This is a genomic window from Kangiella profundi (assembly GCF_002838765.1).
Lineage (GTDB): Bacteria > Pseudomonadota > Gammaproteobacteria > Enterobacterales > Kangiellaceae > Kangiella > Kangiella profundi.
Map to the genome: position 1 here is coordinate 233,338 of NZ_CP025120.1, position 16,281 is coordinate 249,618.

Below are 16,281 nucleotides of genomic sequence, written 5' to 3' on the forward strand. Positions count from 1 at the left end.
GTAATTAGAAGAAAGCTTACAAAAAGGAGGGGACATGCGCAGTGATGAGGAGCAAAAGGTTGCCGAAATTTCGCAATCGAATGTGCAACATTATACCTATAGGATTTTTTCACCTCTGGGAGCATATCCAGCTCAAAGCTTAAGTTCTCCTCTGGGCCAGCTGATTGTCGAGAAAAATTTTATAGCCCTGGCTTTTAAAGATAATCGGCAGGCATATGATCTGAAATTCATGCTGGCAATGCTTTTGTCGGTTAATGATGATAAGGGCTTTCTAAAGCTGTATCCTTTCCCCTATAAACACTTCTATGATTCAGCCAGTTATCAGATTTCAGCACAGAAACTGCACCAGGATATCAAGCAAAAACTGTCAGACCAGTACCGTCAAAGTGGCGAAACAATTCCTGAATTTGATCTTTATCAGAATGCCAAGGGTGCTTCATTGCCAATCATTCTGGGAGGTACTCTTTACAGCACTTTCGAGGGGCTGATTGATACGTATCAGTTTAATCTTCTGTCCGATATTCTGTATCAGAAGAAAGATGGTCACTTCAATCTATTATGCAAAAGCATGTTGATGAGCAATCAGAACAGCTGTCATTTTCAATTTAGCCAACAGGCAGTTCTTTTTTTGCTGGATGCCTTGATACTGCTCGAAGATTTTATGGGCAGTGCCAAAATTGACAGCTCCAGGCTACAAACTCTGCTCGCACAGCTGGGTGATAATAAAAGCGATGCTTTAATTGCTAAGTACCAACTGGCGGAGTCAATGACGCCACTGGATTATCACAAAGCTTTTGATGCACTCTGCCATGTGTTAACCAGGTACTTACTCAAATCTGCAGGTTAATTAGCGACCCACCCAGACTTCTACACGACGATTTTTATTACGGCCATTTTCTGTGCCGTTAGAAGCTATAGCTCCTTTGCTTCCATAGCCCTGAACATAGAAGGGTTTAACGCCTGCTTTCTCCAATTCATTGGCAATGATTCTTGCCAATCGTTTTGAGTCATCCTTGTCATCGTCTTCATTGCCTGATTCGTAACTAAAGCCAAACAGGAACAAATCTTCCAGCTGATGCTGATTTACATAGTTCACAAGACGCTGGATATCCAGCTTGGCCTTGTTATCGAGCTGATCAGTTCCTTCATCAAAATGGAAAGTGATTGAGAGGCGTTTTGAGTCAGTGATCATGTTGAGATAGCGCGGTGGATAATTGCGATTGAAACGAATAGTCGCATCATTAACTTTCAACGATATCAACCCTGTTTCTTCAACCACGGTTTGCGCCTGATCCTGTTGCACAAACTGCATAAAACGATGCGCGTGAGGATTCTGATTATTTGCTGGGTAGTACATATAGAGGCGACGACTCAGCACATAATCCTCAGTACTGACGGTAAATAAATTTGGCTTAAAGGATAGCGCTACGCCAGACTCTGACAAAGCCAGTGGTTTTGTTTGATTGACATAGGAAAGACCTATAAAACCAATTGCACCTGGAGTATTAAACACCATGTCTGATAATTCACCGGATGACTCATAGCGCTTGGCGTACTCTGAAAGTTTTACATTGTGACGTGATAGCACAAGTGATTTGAAGGTATCAAAAGTCCCCGAATTATCATCACGGGCGAACAGACTGATTTTCTGATCCGGGCCACCAATTTCCTGCCAGTTGCGAATCTCTCCTGCGAAAATGCGAGCCAGTGTTTCCGTGTCCAGGGTGTTAACTGCAAGCTGTGGGTGGACAATCACTGCCAGACCATCAACTGCAATCGTTAATTCACTATCCACAGATTTCAGATCACCGTAGAGTCCACGCATTTGCTCACGCTCTTTTTCCTTGATACGTCGCGAAGACATGGCGATATCAGTATCTTCTGCTGCAAGTGCCTTAAAGCCAGTACTGGAACCGTGAGCTTTAATATCAACAGCCTTCAAAGTTCCATCAGGAAATTGGCCAAGCACTGTTTTCTCAACCGAATGAGTTTCCACAACACCTGTACGGATGGCGCCCTCAGCTTTCAAGAATTCTTCAGCCAGTCCCGGGGCCAATGATTCACCAATAGTGTTAGAGCCTTTCATTTCAAACAGAATAGTAGCTCTATTGATGTCGTCAGCTGAAAAAGTCTTAGTGCTGCTTTCTTCAGCCATGGCAGAAACAGGCAGCAAGAATAGACTGCCGAGCAACAAGGGGAAAATAAATGTGCGCGCAAGTGATGTCATGATCACTCCTGGTCGTGTTAATCATGCGTTAGAAACAAGTTCGCAGGATTATAAGATGTTACTAGGAGTTCAAAATGACAGTTTTATGACATTGTAATATGACGAACGGAGTCTTTATGACAAAAGTTACGACTCTTTTTTAATGACAGCAAAGTCTGCCTGCATGGTGGCTTTGCTTTCACCTGCCTCAATCACATCAATTTCCAGCGATAGTCTGCCACGACCTCGTGAATCAAAACGTTTAAGAAAGCGTTCGATGGTATCAGGATCGGATACCTGACAACTGGCCACAATGTCGCCCTCGATCGGTTTGCTATAGCGAATAGTTGCACTGGCCAATACCACCGAGCCTTGGCGCTGATGTTGTTGAACGAGATGGGTAACCAATGACCAGCCCGCAAGAGTTGCGGTGGTGTAGATGCTGCCAGCAAACGCTGTGTTATGAATATTCTTATTGGCCTCAAATGGAGCAGACAACTGAATACTGTTACTGGTCAGGTTATCGACCTGAACCTGCAGGGCCTTGGTGATTGGAATTTCTTTATACAGCAGTTGTTGAAGTTCAGCGGGATTCATGAATACACAGTAAGTGACAAGCAATAAGAACCTACTCTAACAATTTTTTTAAAAAAGTTAACCCTTTTCCAACTGGTCAGCGTTTATAGCAATGAAATTAACACATTATTGAATAAGACGTTTATCAAGATATAGGGAGTAGAGCCATGAACTCAAAAACAATGAATAGCACAAGGTCCGGGTTAAAAGTCAGCCTATTGGCGACAATGGTTGCTATGGCAATAGCCGGCTGTCAGAACACTGACACTTCTAACAAACAGGCTGAACGCGATAAGCAGGTTGCAGCGGTTAAAGCTGAAGAGCTAAAACGGGCCAGGCAGGAACAGGAAATGATTGTGGTGACTGGATCGCGTATCAGTGCCGAAGCCAAAGAAAGAAGTGTAAGTTTATACGACGCAGCGATGCCTGCGCCGCAGTCACCTGCAAAGTGGCAACAACTGGAAGTCAATCGCGAACAGTACCAGCACTTTGATGAGTCGGGTATTTTTCTGGCCAAGGAACAGCCGGTTTCAACTTTCAGTATTGATGTAGATACCGGTTCCTACTCCAATGTTCGTCGCATGCTGAATGACGGCTACTTGCCGCCACACGATGCAGTGCGTTTAGAGGAGTTTGTGAATTACTTTAATTACGATTATCAAGGACCCGAAACCAGCAATCAGCCATTTGCGGTCAATACCGAGGTATTTTCTGCGCCCTGGAATTCTAATGCTTACCTGATGCAGATTGGCATCAAAGGTTTTGAGCCAGAGCAGGAGGAATTGCCACCTTCAAACTTGGTCTATCTAATCGATGTTTCAGGCTCGATGAATAGCGAGGATAAGCTTGGTCTGGTCAAGAAATCGTTGAAACTGCTGGCGCAGGAAAGTAGCGATCAGGACAGAATATCAATTGTCGTTTATGCCGGTGCCAGTGGTGTAGTGCTGGAGCCAACCAAAGGCAATGACCGGATGGCCATTGAGCAGGCGCTGGATCGCTTAAGCGCTGGCGGCTCAACCAATGGCGGTGCAGGCATTGAGCTGGCTTATAAATTGGCTGAACAGGCTTATATCAAGGATGGCATCAATCGAGTGATTCTGGCGACCGATGGTGATTTTAATGTGGGTACCGTAAACCGCGAACAGCTGATTGATTTGGTCGAGAGGAAGCGCGAAAGCGGCATCTCATTTACTACGCTGGGCTTTGGTAGTGGCAACTACAATGAGCATCTGATGGAGCAGCTGGCTGACAAAGGGAACGGTAACTATGGGTATATCGATAGTCTACAGGAGGCTCGCAAACTGCTGGTTGAGCAGCGCGCGGGAACCCTGATGACCATTGCCAAGGACGTCAAAATTCAGGTGGAATTTAATCCGCAGGTGGTCGCTGAATATCGTTTGCTGGGTTATGAAAACCGCGCTTTGAATCGCGAAGACTTCAATAATGACAAAGTAGATGCCGGTGAAATCGGTGCAGGACATACTGTGACTGCGCTATATGAAGTGGTGCTGGTGGGATCCGAAGGTCGTCGGGTGGATGAACTCCGCTATGCCGAGAAGCAATCAGACAAGCAAAAGCTGGCCGATGAGGCTGCGTTGGTCAAATTGCGATACAAGATGCCGGATGAAGATAACAGTAAACTCATTAGCCATGTGATTGAGCGCCAGCAATTCGATGCAGTAAAAACCGTTGCAGGCGATAGCCAGTTCGCGGCCAGTGTTGCAGGTTTTGCTCAGTTGCTACGTGGTGGACGTTATCTTAACGGCTGGGACTGGCAACAGGCCATTGAGCTGGCGCAAAACAGTAAAGGTGCAGACAAGGATGGCTATCGTGGTGAAATGATTCAACTGATGAAGATGGCCAAGCTGCTGGATGAGCAGAACGCAGGCTCGCAAGCTCGGGCTGATGGCGAGTAGTGGCAACCGCCTGGTTGAGATAACAATATGCTTGAAAGCCTGAAGCTAACAAGCCATTATGGCGCTGGGGATGTGTTTCAAAAGAGAACGGGTGTGTCCAGAAGTAACGAAACCTTAGATAGTAACCAACAGCGCCAGGCCTCTCACTCGGATCAACTGAGTGATGAGGCTTTAATGCTTGGTTATGCCAAAGGTAATATGCGTGCTTTTGAACAGCTCTATCAGCGGCATAAGAATCCATTGCTGCGCTATTTTTTGCGTCAGGTGGATAGTCGCGCTACAGCTGAAGAGTTGTTTCAGGAAACTTGGCAGAGCGTCATAAAGTCTAGTGATAACTATCAGGCCAGCGCCAAGTTTACTACCTGGTTATACCACATGGCCCGCAACAAACTTATTGACCATTATCGCAAGCAGGGCAGAGGGGAAGAGTTGTCGCTTGATGAGCAGGTTGAAATACAGCCAGCCGCTCATTCCGTGGATGAACCCGAGCAACAGCTGAATGATGCTCAATCGAAACAGCAGTATTTGTGGGCATTAGGCCAGCTACCACCAGCGCAGCGCGAAGTGCTGGTATTGAAAATAGAAAGCGCCATGACGGTGCAGGAAATTGCAGAAACCATACAGGATAATGCCGAGGCGGTGAAAAGCCGCCTCCGTTATGCGGTACAGAAACTCAAGCAATTGATCAGTGAAGCAAAGCTTGAGGTGGAATTATGAGTAAAGACAAAGAGTTAGAGCAATTGAATCAATGGCAGGGTGAGGAGGAAACCAGTCCGGAACTCGATCAGAATATCCTTGCCATGGCTGAACAGCATTTGAAGCAAAAAGAACGCAAGGCCGGTGGCGGTAGCTGGTGGCATCGTTTGCGTGTGCCTGTTTCGGTTGCTGCTGGTCTGGTTGTGACTCTAGGTATTGCCCGTCTGATGGTAAATTTAACTGGCGAAGATATGAACAGTATGGCGCAGATAGCTAGCTCGGAGCAGATGGAAGAGCGTTATGCTATTGAAATGGCCGCGGACTCAGCAAGACAGGAACTGGCTGAGAAGAAGGAAATGGCGGACCGAGCCAGACTGGCCGAACAGAAAATGCTGGCGCCACCTGCCGCGCCAGAGGAGCCAAAGTTATCTGTGGCGAGTCGTGATCAGGAAGAGAGTATTGTTGTCACTGGTTCTAGAATTCATGCAGTAGACTTAGAATCTGCTGAACTGGTAGCACAAAATTCTGAGTCTGATCAGCAAGAAACAGCAGGCTTTGAGGAGCATGGAGTGCTCGATGAGGCGGTGTTGGGTTACCCATTGCCTGAAGTGTGGGTCGAAGAAATCGAACAGGCGCTGGACGAAGGCGATGAGATAACCGCCTTGGACCAATGGAACCAGTTTAAACGCACCTATCCAGAGTTTGAAGTGGATGAAAAGCTGCTTAACCGCATAAAAACACTGCAAAAACTGCAAGAAAACCCCTAGCTTAGTCAGGTTTTATTACAGATCTGTCTAGTTTTTCCCTATCTTCTCAGATAAAATGGCCGCCCTTAAATCTTGATTCGGATCAAGGTTGATTGGCCAAATTCCTGCTAGGGCAGACAGGAATTCTTAATCTAATTTATAACAATTTCCGCATATTGCGGGTTAACGTTAGTGGAGAGAAGAGCATGTCATTGTTCCGCAAAGTCGCTCTCGCTGTAGCCGCGTTAGGTGTTTTAGTGCTAACCGGTTGTAGTGATCAAGCGTATAACATGCGTGAAGGTGTGACTGAGATCAGTAAAGAAGTTTACAGCCTGCACATGATCGTAATTTGGGTCTGTGTAGTGATCGGAGTCTTAACCTTTGGCGCAATGTTTTACTCGATGTTTGCGCATCGTAAGAGCAAAAACCCAAACCCAGCCAAGTTTTCTCACAGCACCACCGTTGAGATCATTTGGACCGTCATTCCTTTCATCATTCTAATCGCATTAGCAGTTCCTGCTGTTAAGTTGTTGATTAAAATGGAAGACTCCAGCAATCCAGACATGACCGTTATGGTAAAAGGCTGGCAGTGGAAATGGGAATATAAATACATCGATGGTGATAACGACCCAAGTAACGATGTTAGCTTCTTCTCAAACCTTGACGATGCTTCGCGTCAGCAAGCTCAAAATGCAGGTAAATATTTCTCTGGCACTAAGATCGAAGACGAAAACTACCTTCTTGAAGTTGATAACCCTCTAGTCATTCCAGCTGGCCAGAAAGTTCGTTTCCTGGTTACTGCTGAAGACGTTATCCACTCTTTCTGGGTACCTGATTTCTCTGTGAAGAAAGATGCGATTCCTGGCTTCATTAATGAAGTTTGGACCAAAGTTGACGAGCCAGGCATTTACCGTGGCGTATGTGCTGAGCTTTGTGGTAAAGACCACGGCTTTATGCCTATCGTGGTTAAAGTGCTTGAGCAGGCAGAATATGATGCCTGGTTGGCAGAGCAGGTTGAAGCCGCTAAATCTGGTCCTGACTTGAATGAGCGCACCATGGCTCAGTTAATGACTGAAGGTGAAGCAGCCTATAACAAGTATTGCGCAGCGTGTCATATGCCAAATGGTCAAGGTAACGGTCCATTCCCATCATTGATTGGAACAGAAGTCGTGACTGGCGAAGGCAGCGTTGGTAAACACATTGATATCGTATTGAACGGTGTACCAGGTACTGCAATGCAGGCGTTTGGTGCTCAGTTAACGGAAGCTGAAATTGCAGCGATTATTACTTATGAGCGTAACGCTTGGGGTAATGACACTGGCGATAAAGTTCAGCCTCAAGACATTTACGATATTAAAAATGGTGGAGGGGAGTAATCATGGCTGACCATAAACCAAAAGGTATTTCTCGCTGGTTGTTTACGACCAACCACAAAGACATCGGTACTATGTACCTGGTGTTCTCGTTCATCATGTTCCTGATTGGTGGTGCTATGGCTATGGTTATCCGTGCCGAGCTTTTCCAACCAGGTCTACAGTTTGTTGAACCTAACTTCTTCAATCAGATGACAACCCTGCACGGCTTGATCATGGTATTCGGTGCCGTGATGCCAGCAACGGTAGGTCTTGCTAACTGGTTGATTCCTATGATGATTGGTGCGCCTGATATGGCACTACCACGTATGAACAACTGGAGCTTCTGGATTCTTCCAGCAGCATTCATCCTGTTGTTATCATCATTGTTCATGGAAGGTGGTGCGCCTAACTTCGGTTGGACTTTCTATGCACCATTGTCGACCACTTATGGTCCTCCATCGACTGACTTCTTTATCTTTGGTGTTCACTTGATGGGTATCTCTTCCATCATGGGTGCTATCAACGTTATCGTTACTGTATTCAACATGCGTGCTCCTGGCATGACATTGATGAAAATGCCATTGTTCGTATGGACATGGTTGATTACAGCATTCTTGCTAGTGATGGTAATGCCAGTACTTGCAGGTGCGGTAACTATGATGTTGACTGACCGTCACTTCGGTACTTCGTTCTTTGATGCTGCCGGTGGTGGTGACCCAGTAATGTTCCAGCACATTTTCTGGTTCTTCGGTCACCCTGAAGTTTACATCATGATTCTTCCTGCGTTTGGTATCGCTTCTGCGATTATCCCAACATTCTCACGCAAGAAGTTGTTCGGTTATTCTTCAATGGTTTATGCAACTGCATCGATTGCATTCCTTTCGTTCATCGTATGGGCGCACCACATGTTTACCGTGGGTATGCCGGTTAAAGGTGAATTGTTCTTCATGGTTGCAACCATGTTGATTGCGGTTCCAACAGGTGTGAAGGTATTTAACTGGATCGCTACTATGTGGCAAGGTTCCATCACCTATGAAACTCCTATGTTGTACGCGATTGCTTTCGTAATCCTGTTCACAATCGGTGGTTTCTCTGGTGTGATGCTAGCGCTTACTCCAGTTGACTGGCAGTATCATGATACTTACTTCGTGGTAGCGCACTTCCACTATGTACTATTCCCTGGTGCGATTTTCGGTACCATGGCTGCAGTTTATTACTGGATGCCAAAATGGACAGGCCGTATGTATGACGAGAAGTTGGCGAAAATCCACTTCTGGTTATCAATCGTGTTTGTTAACTTAACCTTCTTCCCAATGCACTTCTCAGGTTTGGCGGGTATGCAGCGTCGTGTTCCTGACTACAACATCATGTTCTCTGACTTCAATATGTGGTCAAGTATTGGTGCATTCGGCCTAGGTTTGACTCAGTTCCTATTCTTGTGGATCCTGATTAAAACCTGCATGTTGAAGAAAGGTGAAAAAGCCACTGATCAGGTTTGGGAAGGTGCAGAAGGTCTTGAGTTTACTCACTTACCTTCACCAGCGCCGTATCACTCGTTTGATACACCACCAAAAGTGGACTAATCAATTCAACTGATAAAGTAACTGATTATGAGTAATAGTAACCAACAGTCAGAGCAACAAGATAAAAACAAGGTCATGACCAGAAAACTGGTCATGGTTACCTTGATTATGTTGGCTTTTGGTTTTGCCATGATTCCTTTATATGATGTGTTCTGTGAGATCACTGGTTTAAATGGTAAATCAAACGGTCTTGCTGTTTACGAACAGCAAGAGCCGGATACCAGCCGTGAAATCACAGTCCAGTTCATGACAATTACCAAGAACGACATGCCTTGGGATTTTGAACCGGTGCAAACACAGATCAAGGTCTATCCTGGCAAGGAATATGAAGTTGCTTTCAGAGTTAAAAATCGTGCGGGTAAAGCCATTGTAGGTCAGGCAATTCCGAGTTTTTCGCCCAACCTTGTCAGTCAGTATTTCAATAAAACAGAGTGCTTCTGTTTTAATCAGCAAACACTGGCCGCTGGAGCGACCGAAGAAATGCCAATGCGTTTCTTTGTGGACAAAGACTTACCGGAAAAGTATGACACCATTACTTTGGCTTACACACTACACAATGTGACACCTGCCGAACAACAAACACAGGCTGCTGACTAAGACGTCAGCGCTACGGTCTTTAACGGAGACATACGATGAGTGAACAAACAAATACAGAATACGAAAAGTATTATGTACCAGAGCAGAGCAAGCTGCCGTTTATCGGTTCTGTTGGCTTGTTTTTAACTGCTTTTGGTGCAGGCCACATGGTTCAAGGTGGCTCGTTATCTTGGGTATTATGGATCGGCTTAGCAGTACTCGTTTATATGCTATCAACCTGGTGGGCTGCCACTATCCGTGAGTCTATGAATGGATTATACAGCGCACAAATGAGCCGTTCGTTCCGTCAAGGTATGATGTGGTTCATTACTTCAGAAGTGATGTTCTTTGCTGCCTTCTTTGGCGCATTATTCTACGTTCGTGTACTGGTTATGGAATGGTTGGGTGGTTCAAGCAACAACGCAGCAACTCACGAGTTCTTGTGGCCTGAGTTTATTCCTAACTGGCCAATGGAAAAAACTCCTGGTGGCGAAACGACTACTGGAATGGGTGCTTGGGGCTTGCCAGCAATCAATACGGCGATTCTATTGTTCTCGTCATTTACATTGACCATTGCTCACCACGCATTGATTGAAAAGAATCGTGCAACATTAATTCAGTTCACGGCAATAACGGCAGCTTTAGGTGTTATCTTCATGGGTCTTCAAATTTGGGAGTACATCCATGCATACACCGAAATGGGCTTAACGCTAGGTAGTGGCATTTATGGTTCAACCTTCTTTATGTTGACCGGTTTCCACGGCTTGCACGTAACGGTAGGTACAATCTTCTTGATTATCCTGACCATTCGTTGTGCGAAAGGCCACTTTACCCCACAAGATCACTTTGCTTATGAAGCAGGGGCCTGGTACTGGCACTTTGTTGACGTGGTCTGGGTATTCCTGTTTATCTTTGTTTACATCCTGTAAGCAATAAGCAGACCTTGAAAAAACCGCCTTAGTTGGCGGTTTTTTATGCAAGTAATAATTAGCTTATAGCTTAATCCGCCCATTGGCGAAGCAGGTTACTGTAAGACTTGCTGAGGCGATCATACTGTTCGCTTTTACCCTGAGTATTAAATTCATGCGTCGAAGATTGTTTAAGCTCAAACAATATTTCACGCTGATGTGGGTGACGGACTTTGCTTTGTAACCAGCCGACCATGGCAGTTCTTGTACCACCTGACACCGGATTAACACGATGCAGATAGGTTGATGGATAGACTAAAGCTTCACCTTTATCGAGCTTCCATGAACGTTCGCCACTAGAGTCGCATAACACCAGCTCCCCCCCTTCATAGCTGTCTTTGGAAGTTAGGCATAAAGTAAATGAAACATCAGTTCTAACGCCGGCAATAAAGGCATCATCAACATGATCGCCATATTGCATCCCTTCCTGATAACGATTCAGCATGACACGGGCAAACTGGCGAGGTAAGCAGGCTGCTTGAAACAAAGAATTTTGTTGTAGCTGCTTGAGTAACATGGCTAAAGCAGCAGGCTTTTCATTGTCTAATATAATCTGTTCATTATTTTTGAGTGAACGCACAGCATGTCCGGCTGTTTGCTGACCTGAGTTAAAATCCAGTTTGGAGACATCTTCACAAAGGACATCCAGGGTTGCTGGCTCAATAAAGTGAGAAAGTTGCAGTATCATAAATATGTTATTGAGAATCAATTGCATCTATGGAATGATAGCCAGTATAAAGCAAAGTTTGATAGAAAAGATACTCCAAAGGTAAAACCATGTACGAGAAACGTAAAATCTGGCTAGGTGTTAGCTCAGCCTTATTGGCAACAACTGTTGCCTCCACAGAAGTAGAAGCGAAAAGCGACATTACTGTTAATGCACAATTCAACGCAGGAATCAGCAGCGTTGCCTTGCTAAGTGCTGGCGAGGGCGGTGAAGGTGAAGGCGGAGAAGGAGAAGGTGGCGAAGGTGGTGCCAATATAGATTTAGCAAAGGATAATGCTGCCTATCTCGCACAACTTGGCTTAATAAGGGGCCATTTGTGGGTCGGTTATAAGTTATATCAGGAAGGGCATATTGATATGGCCAAGACTCATATGAAACATCCAGAAGATGAGTTGTATGCTGGCATGGAACCGGTGTTTAAAGCTCGACAAGTAGACGGCTTTGCCAAAGAGTTACAGGTTCTTGCTGACGCAGTGAATGGCGAGAAGGGCGATGCAGCTGTCAAGAAAGCCTATCAGTCGTTACAAAATCAGATTGCAAAAAGCGAGCGCATTGAAGAAAAATCAGCACGTGATGTGTTAATCAGTATCAGTTTGATGGTTAGAACAGCCGCAGACGAGTATGCGATAGGGGTAAAAAACGGCGATGTTGTGAATGTGCATGAATATCAGGATGCCTATGGTTTCACGGAAATTGCCATTGAGCGATTAGACTCAATAAATAGTGAACAGCAGCAGCTAGCGGCAAAAGACATTGAGAACACCAGACAGTGGTTGCTGGAACTAAGGGACTTGTGGCCAACAGTAGATCCGCAAGGAAAACTTGAAGGGGACGCCAGTCACTTATATGGTGCAGCAGCCAGGATAGAATTGGCCGCCATGAATAACTAAAAAATAAGCAAAGAAAAAGCCGCTAGTTCAGCGGCTTTTTGCTATATGGGCTGAAAGTTTCGTTAAGAGTCCGATAATTGTTCAAGAAGAAATTCATCCAGCCAGCTGTGTAGTTTGTAGTTTTTGATAAAACCACAATGACCGCCATGATCAGAAAGGAAATACTCGATATTACTCTTATCTGGTAACTGATAAATGGCTCGATAATCAATTATCGGATCATCTTTTGCCAGCAAAATAGTCGTATCAACATCTAAATCCTTCAGGTAATTACCTGTAATGTCATACCCATCGAAATAGGAGTTAATGCTGTCGTAATCACCATAATAGTTAACCAACTCTTCGGTGAGCTTGCGCATTGAGTCAGTTTGCAGTGATTCTTCAATATCATACAGATGTGGGAAAAGTTCCTGCTTTTTTCGTAAGGAGCGTTTCCATTTGTACATAAAGTATTTGATATAGACAGAAAGGCCATTCTCAAGTTTTTCGAGAATGTCTTTTGGATCAAGCGCCGGGCATACAGCAACAGTCTTGGTCAGGCGTATGTCATGTTCTTTAGATTTATTGGCAACACGCAATGCGAAATTACCTCCTAGAGAAAAACCGGCAAGAAACAGCTTGACTGGTTGGAATCGTTCCTGGATTTGCTTAACTGCACTGATAACTTCATCAAGTCGGTTGGAGTGAAAGAGTTCCGGGTTAAGGTGATGGCTATCACCGTGATCGCGCAAGTTGAGTCGAATGACATTATAACCATTTTCAAACAAAGTATTGGCACAGGACAGAAGGTATAACGACTGATGGCTGCCTTCCCAGCCATGAATCAAGACAACCAATGGGGCATCCTGTGCTGCTTCAGCATAGAAGCTTTGTAATTTAATGCCATCATCGCATTCTATGATGACTTCCCTGGAGGCTTCTATCATCGCCTGTGCTCGTTGCTGTACGAAGCCGCGCCGGAGTTTAACAGTAGCAAGAAGTGATTGGATGTGCTGATTACGAGCCCAGTTAGGGGCAGTATAGTCAACGTCTTTTGGGTTAATCTTTTGGTGAGATTCTTCTGCTTGCATGACAGTGTGTTGTTGTTAGGATAGCGGCTAGGATATGAAAAAAATGAACAAAAGTCATGGACACACTCATAGGGATAAACTATCAAATGGCTTTTAAATACGACTCGTAACAGAAATCGACATCTGAGTCAGATAATGAGCGTTGAATACGAAGAATATTGCCATCAGAATCAGCCGGGTGACGTGATAAATCTGTAGCCACTGGCTGAATACGGTTTCCATGAGTATCAGTAAGCAACTCTACAACTGGCTCAAGTTTGTGATCTTCGTTAATTGAAAGAATAATTCCAAGTTGACCATTATTCATTTGAACTAGACTACCAACTGGGTAAATACCGACCATTTGGATGAATTGTTGCACCAACTCTGCATCATAGTGGTTGGTTTGCTCTTTATATAAAACAGACAACGCCTGACTCGCAGGAATGCCTTTGTGATAGCAGCGATCGCTGGTCATGGCATCATAACTATCGACAATGGCAATAATGCGATCATAAAGTGATAGTCGTTGAGATTCGGCATGGTGAGGATAGCCTTCGCCGTTCATGCGTTCGTGATGATTCATTGCAACAGCACAGATTTGCTCATCAATTCCGCCGTGTTTTTTTAGAAAGTCATAACCAAGGATAGTATGCTTTTTAACTTCATCAAATTCCTCAGGGCTTAATGAGGCAGGCTTGTTTAGAATTTCTTGCGGTACTTTCATCTTGCCGACATCATGTAACATGCCGCACATACCAAGAACCTCTAGACTCTCTCGAGGAAGCTGCAGATACTTGCCAAAAGCAATGGCCAGTATGCCGACCCGAACGCAGTGTTCTGAGGTATATTCGTCCTGATGCTTAATTTTTGAAAGCCAGAACATTGCCGTCTCATTGCGCAGAATACTATCTACGGTTTGTGACACAAGTTCTTTGGAAGCTTCAATATCGATCTGACTGTCCCGCTGAACATCGCGCATCAATTGGTTAATATGGGTATAGGAGCGGTCAAAGGTGGATTTAACTTTTTTTAGCTCCTGACGAAGATTCTGACTGGCTTCATTGGGGCGCAAATCAAGCTTGGGATAGATAACCTTGCGATTATCAAAATCTACGATGGTTTTGTAATAAGTGCGGTAGGATTCTGCGTCAATATAGACATGTTGGCAGTATTTTTGCAGTAGATTGACTTCGTTCTGCGATGAAATCTTGAGCTCCTGAAACATGACTGGAACATCTGTCCAGGGGCGATCAAGCTCAATTACTGTCATGCCCACTCGAAGACGAGAAGCAGGAATCTTGCGCTTTTCAATGACTTTTTCAGTAACAACCTTGTTTTTTGTCGAGGTAGGCCTTTGATTTTCTTCTCTTTTTAAGCGAGAAGACTTGTTACCGAACAACCCTAATATGTTCATATTTTCTACTCCCTATCCCCACATAATAGTACTGAAAGCAAGGAAATGACAAGCAAAAATGAGTAATAAATAAACAGCGAATTTGTATGCAGAAGAGCGGCAGGTAACTATTTGGGCAGCGATTACCTGTGATTATGTTCTAACTTTAACGCTAGCAAGCCGATTTAGGTAATTCAGGCGACCTGAAAGGAGGGGGTTGAACGTAGCAAAACGGCTTTTAGATCAAAGTGAACCTCATGATCCGCCAGCGATCGTTTTATTCTTAAATAATTGCCGAAAGAGTCAGTCACATGCTTGGACAAATCAACGGCCACAGGCTGAATGAGCTTGCGGTAAGGGTCTGTTAGTAACTCAACAACGGGTTCAAGTTTATGATCTTCATTGGTCGAAAGAACCACAGCAATTTGACCATTATTCATTTTAACCAGACTGCCTACAGGATATATGCCGACCATTTGAATAAACAGCTGCACCAGCTGACTGTCATAATGTTGATGCTGTTCATTGTAGAGAATCGAAACGGCTTGTGATGCGGGCATGCCGAGACGGTAACAGCGGTCACTGGTCATGGCATCATAACTGTCAACGATGGCAATGATTCGGTCAAATAGTGAAAGTTCCTGGTCTGAAATCTGGCGTGGGTAGCCTTTACCATCAATTTGTTCATGATGATTGTGTGCAACCTGTTGGACTTCAGGAGCTATATCACCATGAGAGGACAGATACTGATAACCAAGCCTGGTGTGCTGTTTAATGGTATCGAACTCGTCCTGAGTTAGAGGGGTGGTTTTATTAAGAACCTCACTGGGAATTTGCATTTTACCGACATCATGCAACATACCACACAAACCTAGTAACTCTAGCTGCTCACGGTCGAGTTGGAGGTATTTGCCAAAGGTTATCGCGAGGATTCCGACCCTGAGACAGTGCTCTGCGGTATAGTCATCCTGATTTTTGATTTTGGTCAGCCAGAACATGGCGGTATCGTTGCGCAATATACTATCGACACAGTCAGCAACGATTTCTCTAGCTGCCTGAACATCAATGCTACTAGAGTTTGCAACATCGTCCAGCACCTGATGGATGTGACTAAGGCTTCTGTCAAAAGCCTTCTGGGCCTTAGGCAGCTCCGCTCGTAATGCTCTGCTGGTTTGCTCGGCATCCGTAGCTTTGCGGGTGGACGATTTATTGGTTTTTTTGTGGAACAGATTATCGGAGGTGACACTGGTGTAGGAAATGTAATCTACATAGACCTCGTTACAGTATTGTTGCAACAGCGCTATGTCTCTGTGGGTATGAATGGTTACCTCTTGAAAATCGACGGGGATATCCGTCCAAGGCCTATCCAGCTCGACGACGGTCATACCAATTTGTAAATCGGTAACTTTAAGTTTCTTTTTTTCCAGCTTTTGCAAAGAGTCACCAGGAACATAGCCTGATGGATGTGACGATTCTTTAACTGTGTGACTATCGCTGAATTTGCTGTTTTTGTCTTTTCCCATCCAATGGGTCAATCGAGCAAAGAATTTCATGCAACCTCCTTGTGTCGAATTTTTATACTATTCCGTTATAAGGG

At 44.7% G+C, this 16,281-nt stretch carries 15 protein-coding genes; 9 read left to right on the forward strand and 6 right to left on the reverse strand.

The window, feature by feature from the left end:
* Positions 1-34 precede the first annotated feature (34 nt).
* Positions 35-847, forward strand: coding sequence for a hypothetical protein (locus CW740_RS01110; RefSeq protein ID WP_106645826.1), 813 nt, complete (start codon positions 35-37; stop codon positions 845-847).
* Here CW740_RS01110 and CW740_RS01115 read toward each other — a convergent pair whose 3' ends face one another.
* Both CW740_RS01115 and CW740_RS01120 read right to left on the reverse strand, forming a co-directional pair.
* On the reverse strand, positions 848-2,227 hold the full coding sequence (locus CW740_RS01115; protein ID WP_106645827.1) for a substrate-binding domain-containing protein: 1,380 nt from the start codon (positions 2,225-2,227) through the stop codon (positions 848-850).
* A 126-nt stretch (positions 2,228-2,353) separates the two neighbouring features.
* Positions 2,354-2,803, reverse strand: a complete 450-nt coding sequence (locus CW740_RS01120) for a YiiD C-terminal domain-containing protein (RefSeq protein ID WP_106645828.1) — start codon at positions 2,801-2,803, stop codon at positions 2,354-2,356.
* 146 nt (positions 2,804-2,949) lie between these two features.
* On the opposite strand from CW740_RS01120, the gene CW740_RS01125 reads away from it, so the two are divergent.
* From CW740_RS01125 to CW740_RS01155, 7 genes are all read left to right on the forward strand, one after another.
* On the forward strand, positions 2,950-4,698 hold the full coding sequence (locus CW740_RS01125; protein ID WP_106645829.1) for a vWA domain-containing protein: 1,749 nt from the start codon (positions 2,950-2,952) through the stop codon (positions 4,696-4,698).
* A gap of 93 nt (positions 4,699-4,791) precedes the next feature.
* The gene (locus CW740_RS01130; RefSeq protein ID WP_227523875.1) at positions 4,792-5,415 is read left to right on the forward strand and encodes an RNA polymerase sigma factor; all 624 of its coding nucleotides are present in this window, start codon (positions 4,792-4,794) and stop codon (positions 5,413-5,415) included.
* Positions 5,412-6,161 (forward strand): hypothetical protein, encoded by a 750-nt coding sequence (locus CW740_RS01135; protein WP_106645831.1) that lies wholly within the window; start codon positions 5,412-5,414, stop codon positions 6,159-6,161. The genes CW740_RS01130 and CW740_RS01135 overlap by 4 nt, the downstream gene beginning before the upstream one ends.
* Positions 6,162-6,346: 185 nt before the next feature.
* On the forward strand, positions 6,347-7,516 hold the full coding sequence (gene coxB, locus CW740_RS01140; protein ID WP_106645832.1) for a cytochrome c oxidase subunit II: 1,170 nt from the start codon (positions 6,347-6,349) through the stop codon (positions 7,514-7,516).
* Between the two features lie 2 nt (positions 7,517-7,518).
* Positions 7,519-9,078 carry a cytochrome c oxidase subunit I gene (gene ctaD, locus CW740_RS01145; RefSeq protein ID WP_106645833.1) on the forward strand — a complete coding sequence of 520 codons (1,560 nt, stop codon included), beginning with the start codon at positions 7,519-7,521 and terminating at the stop codon, positions 9,076-9,078.
* Between the two features lie 27 nt (positions 9,079-9,105).
* Positions 9,106-9,675: a cytochrome c oxidase assembly protein gene (locus tag CW740_RS01150; RefSeq protein ID WP_106645834.1), complete on the forward strand. Its 570-nt coding sequence runs from the start codon at positions 9,106-9,108 to the stop codon at positions 9,673-9,675.
* A 35-nt stretch (positions 9,676-9,710) separates the two neighbouring features.
* Entirely contained in the window at positions 9,711-10,583 is an 873-nt protein-coding gene (locus CW740_RS01155; RefSeq protein ID WP_106645835.1) for a cytochrome c oxidase subunit 3, read from the forward strand.
* A 70-nt stretch (positions 10,584-10,653) separates the two neighbouring features.
* Here the strand turns inward: CW740_RS01155 and CW740_RS01160 are convergent, their stop codons facing one another.
* Positions 10,654-11,310 (reverse strand): Fe2+-dependent dioxygenase, encoded by a 657-nt coding sequence (locus tag CW740_RS01160; RefSeq protein WP_188459668.1) that lies wholly within the window; start codon positions 11,308-11,310, stop codon positions 10,654-10,656.
* Positions 11,311-11,399: 89 nt separating this feature from the next.
* Between CW740_RS01160 and CW740_RS01165 the strand changes: the two genes are divergently transcribed.
* Positions 11,400-12,239 (forward strand): hypothetical protein, encoded by an 840-nt coding sequence (locus tag CW740_RS01165; protein ID WP_106645837.1) that lies wholly within the window; start codon positions 11,400-11,402, stop codon positions 12,237-12,239.
* A gap of 62 nt (positions 12,240-12,301) precedes the next feature.
* Here the strand turns inward: CW740_RS01165 and CW740_RS01170 are convergent, their stop codons facing one another.
* From CW740_RS01170 to CW740_RS01180, 3 genes are all read right to left on the reverse strand, one after another.
* A complete protein-coding gene (locus CW740_RS01170) occupies positions 12,302-13,309 on the reverse strand; it encodes a YheT family hydrolase (protein WP_106645838.1) in 1,008 nt (335 codons plus the stop codon).
* A gap of 82 nt (positions 13,310-13,391) precedes the next feature.
* Positions 13,392-14,705: an HD-GYP domain-containing protein gene (locus CW740_RS01175; RefSeq protein WP_106645839.1), complete on the reverse strand. Its 1,314-nt coding sequence runs from the start codon at positions 14,703-14,705 to the stop codon at positions 13,392-13,394.
* Between the two features lie 173 nt (positions 14,706-14,878).
* Positions 14,879-16,237 carry an HD-GYP domain-containing protein gene (locus CW740_RS01180; protein WP_106645840.1) on the reverse strand — a complete coding sequence of 453 codons (1,359 nt, stop codon included), beginning with the start codon at positions 16,235-16,237 and terminating at the stop codon, positions 14,879-14,881.
* Positions 16,238-16,281: the final 44 nt, after the last annotated feature.

Coding starts and splice junctions, on each gene's coding strand:
- CW740_RS01135 (WP_106645831.1), top strand. CDS start 5,412: ATGAGTAAAGACAAAGAGTTAGAGCAATTGAATCAATGGCAGGGTGAG.
- CW740_RS01170 (WP_106645838.1), bottom strand. CDS start 13,309: ATGCAAGCAGAAGAATCTCACCAAAAGATTAACCCAAAAGACGTTGAC.
- CW740_RS01120 (WP_106645828.1), bottom strand. CDS start 2,803: ATGAATCCCGCTGAACTTCAACAACTGCTGTATAAAGAAATTCCAATC.
- CW740_RS01155 (WP_106645835.1), top strand. CDS start 9,711: ATGAGTGAACAAACAAATACAGAATACGAAAAGTATTATGTACCAGAG.
- CW740_RS01160 (WP_188459668.1), bottom strand. CDS start 11,310: ATGATACTGCAACTTTCTCACTTTATTGAGCCAGCAACCCTGGATGTC.
- CW740_RS01180 (WP_106645840.1), bottom strand. CDS start 16,237: ATGAAATTCTTTGCTCGATTGACCCATTGGATGGGAAAAGACAAAAAC.
- CW740_RS01150 (WP_106645834.1), top strand. CDS start 9,106: ATGAGTAATAGTAACCAACAGTCAGAGCAACAAGATAAAAACAAGGTC.
- coxB (WP_106645832.1), top strand. CDS start 6,347: ATGTCATTGTTCCGCAAAGTCGCTCTCGCTGTAGCCGCGTTAGGTGTT.
- CW740_RS01125 (WP_106645829.1), top strand. CDS start 2,950: ATGAACTCAAAAACAATGAATAGCACAAGGTCCGGGTTAAAAGTCAGC.
- CW740_RS01175 (WP_106645839.1), bottom strand. CDS start 14,705: ATGAACATATTAGGGTTGTTCGGTAACAAGTCTTCTCGCTTAAAAAGA.
- ctaD (WP_106645833.1), top strand. CDS start 7,519: ATGGCTGACCATAAACCAAAAGGTATTTCTCGCTGGTTGTTTACGACC.
- CW740_RS01115 (WP_106645827.1), bottom strand. CDS start 2,227: ATGACATCACTTGCGCGCACATTTATTTTCCCCTTGTTGCTCGGCAGT.
- CW740_RS01110 (WP_106645826.1), top strand. CDS start 35: ATGCGCAGTGATGAGGAGCAAAAGGTTGCCGAAATTTCGCAATCGAAT.
- CW740_RS01165 (WP_106645837.1), top strand. CDS start 11,400: ATGTACGAGAAACGTAAAATCTGGCTAGGTGTTAGCTCAGCCTTATTG.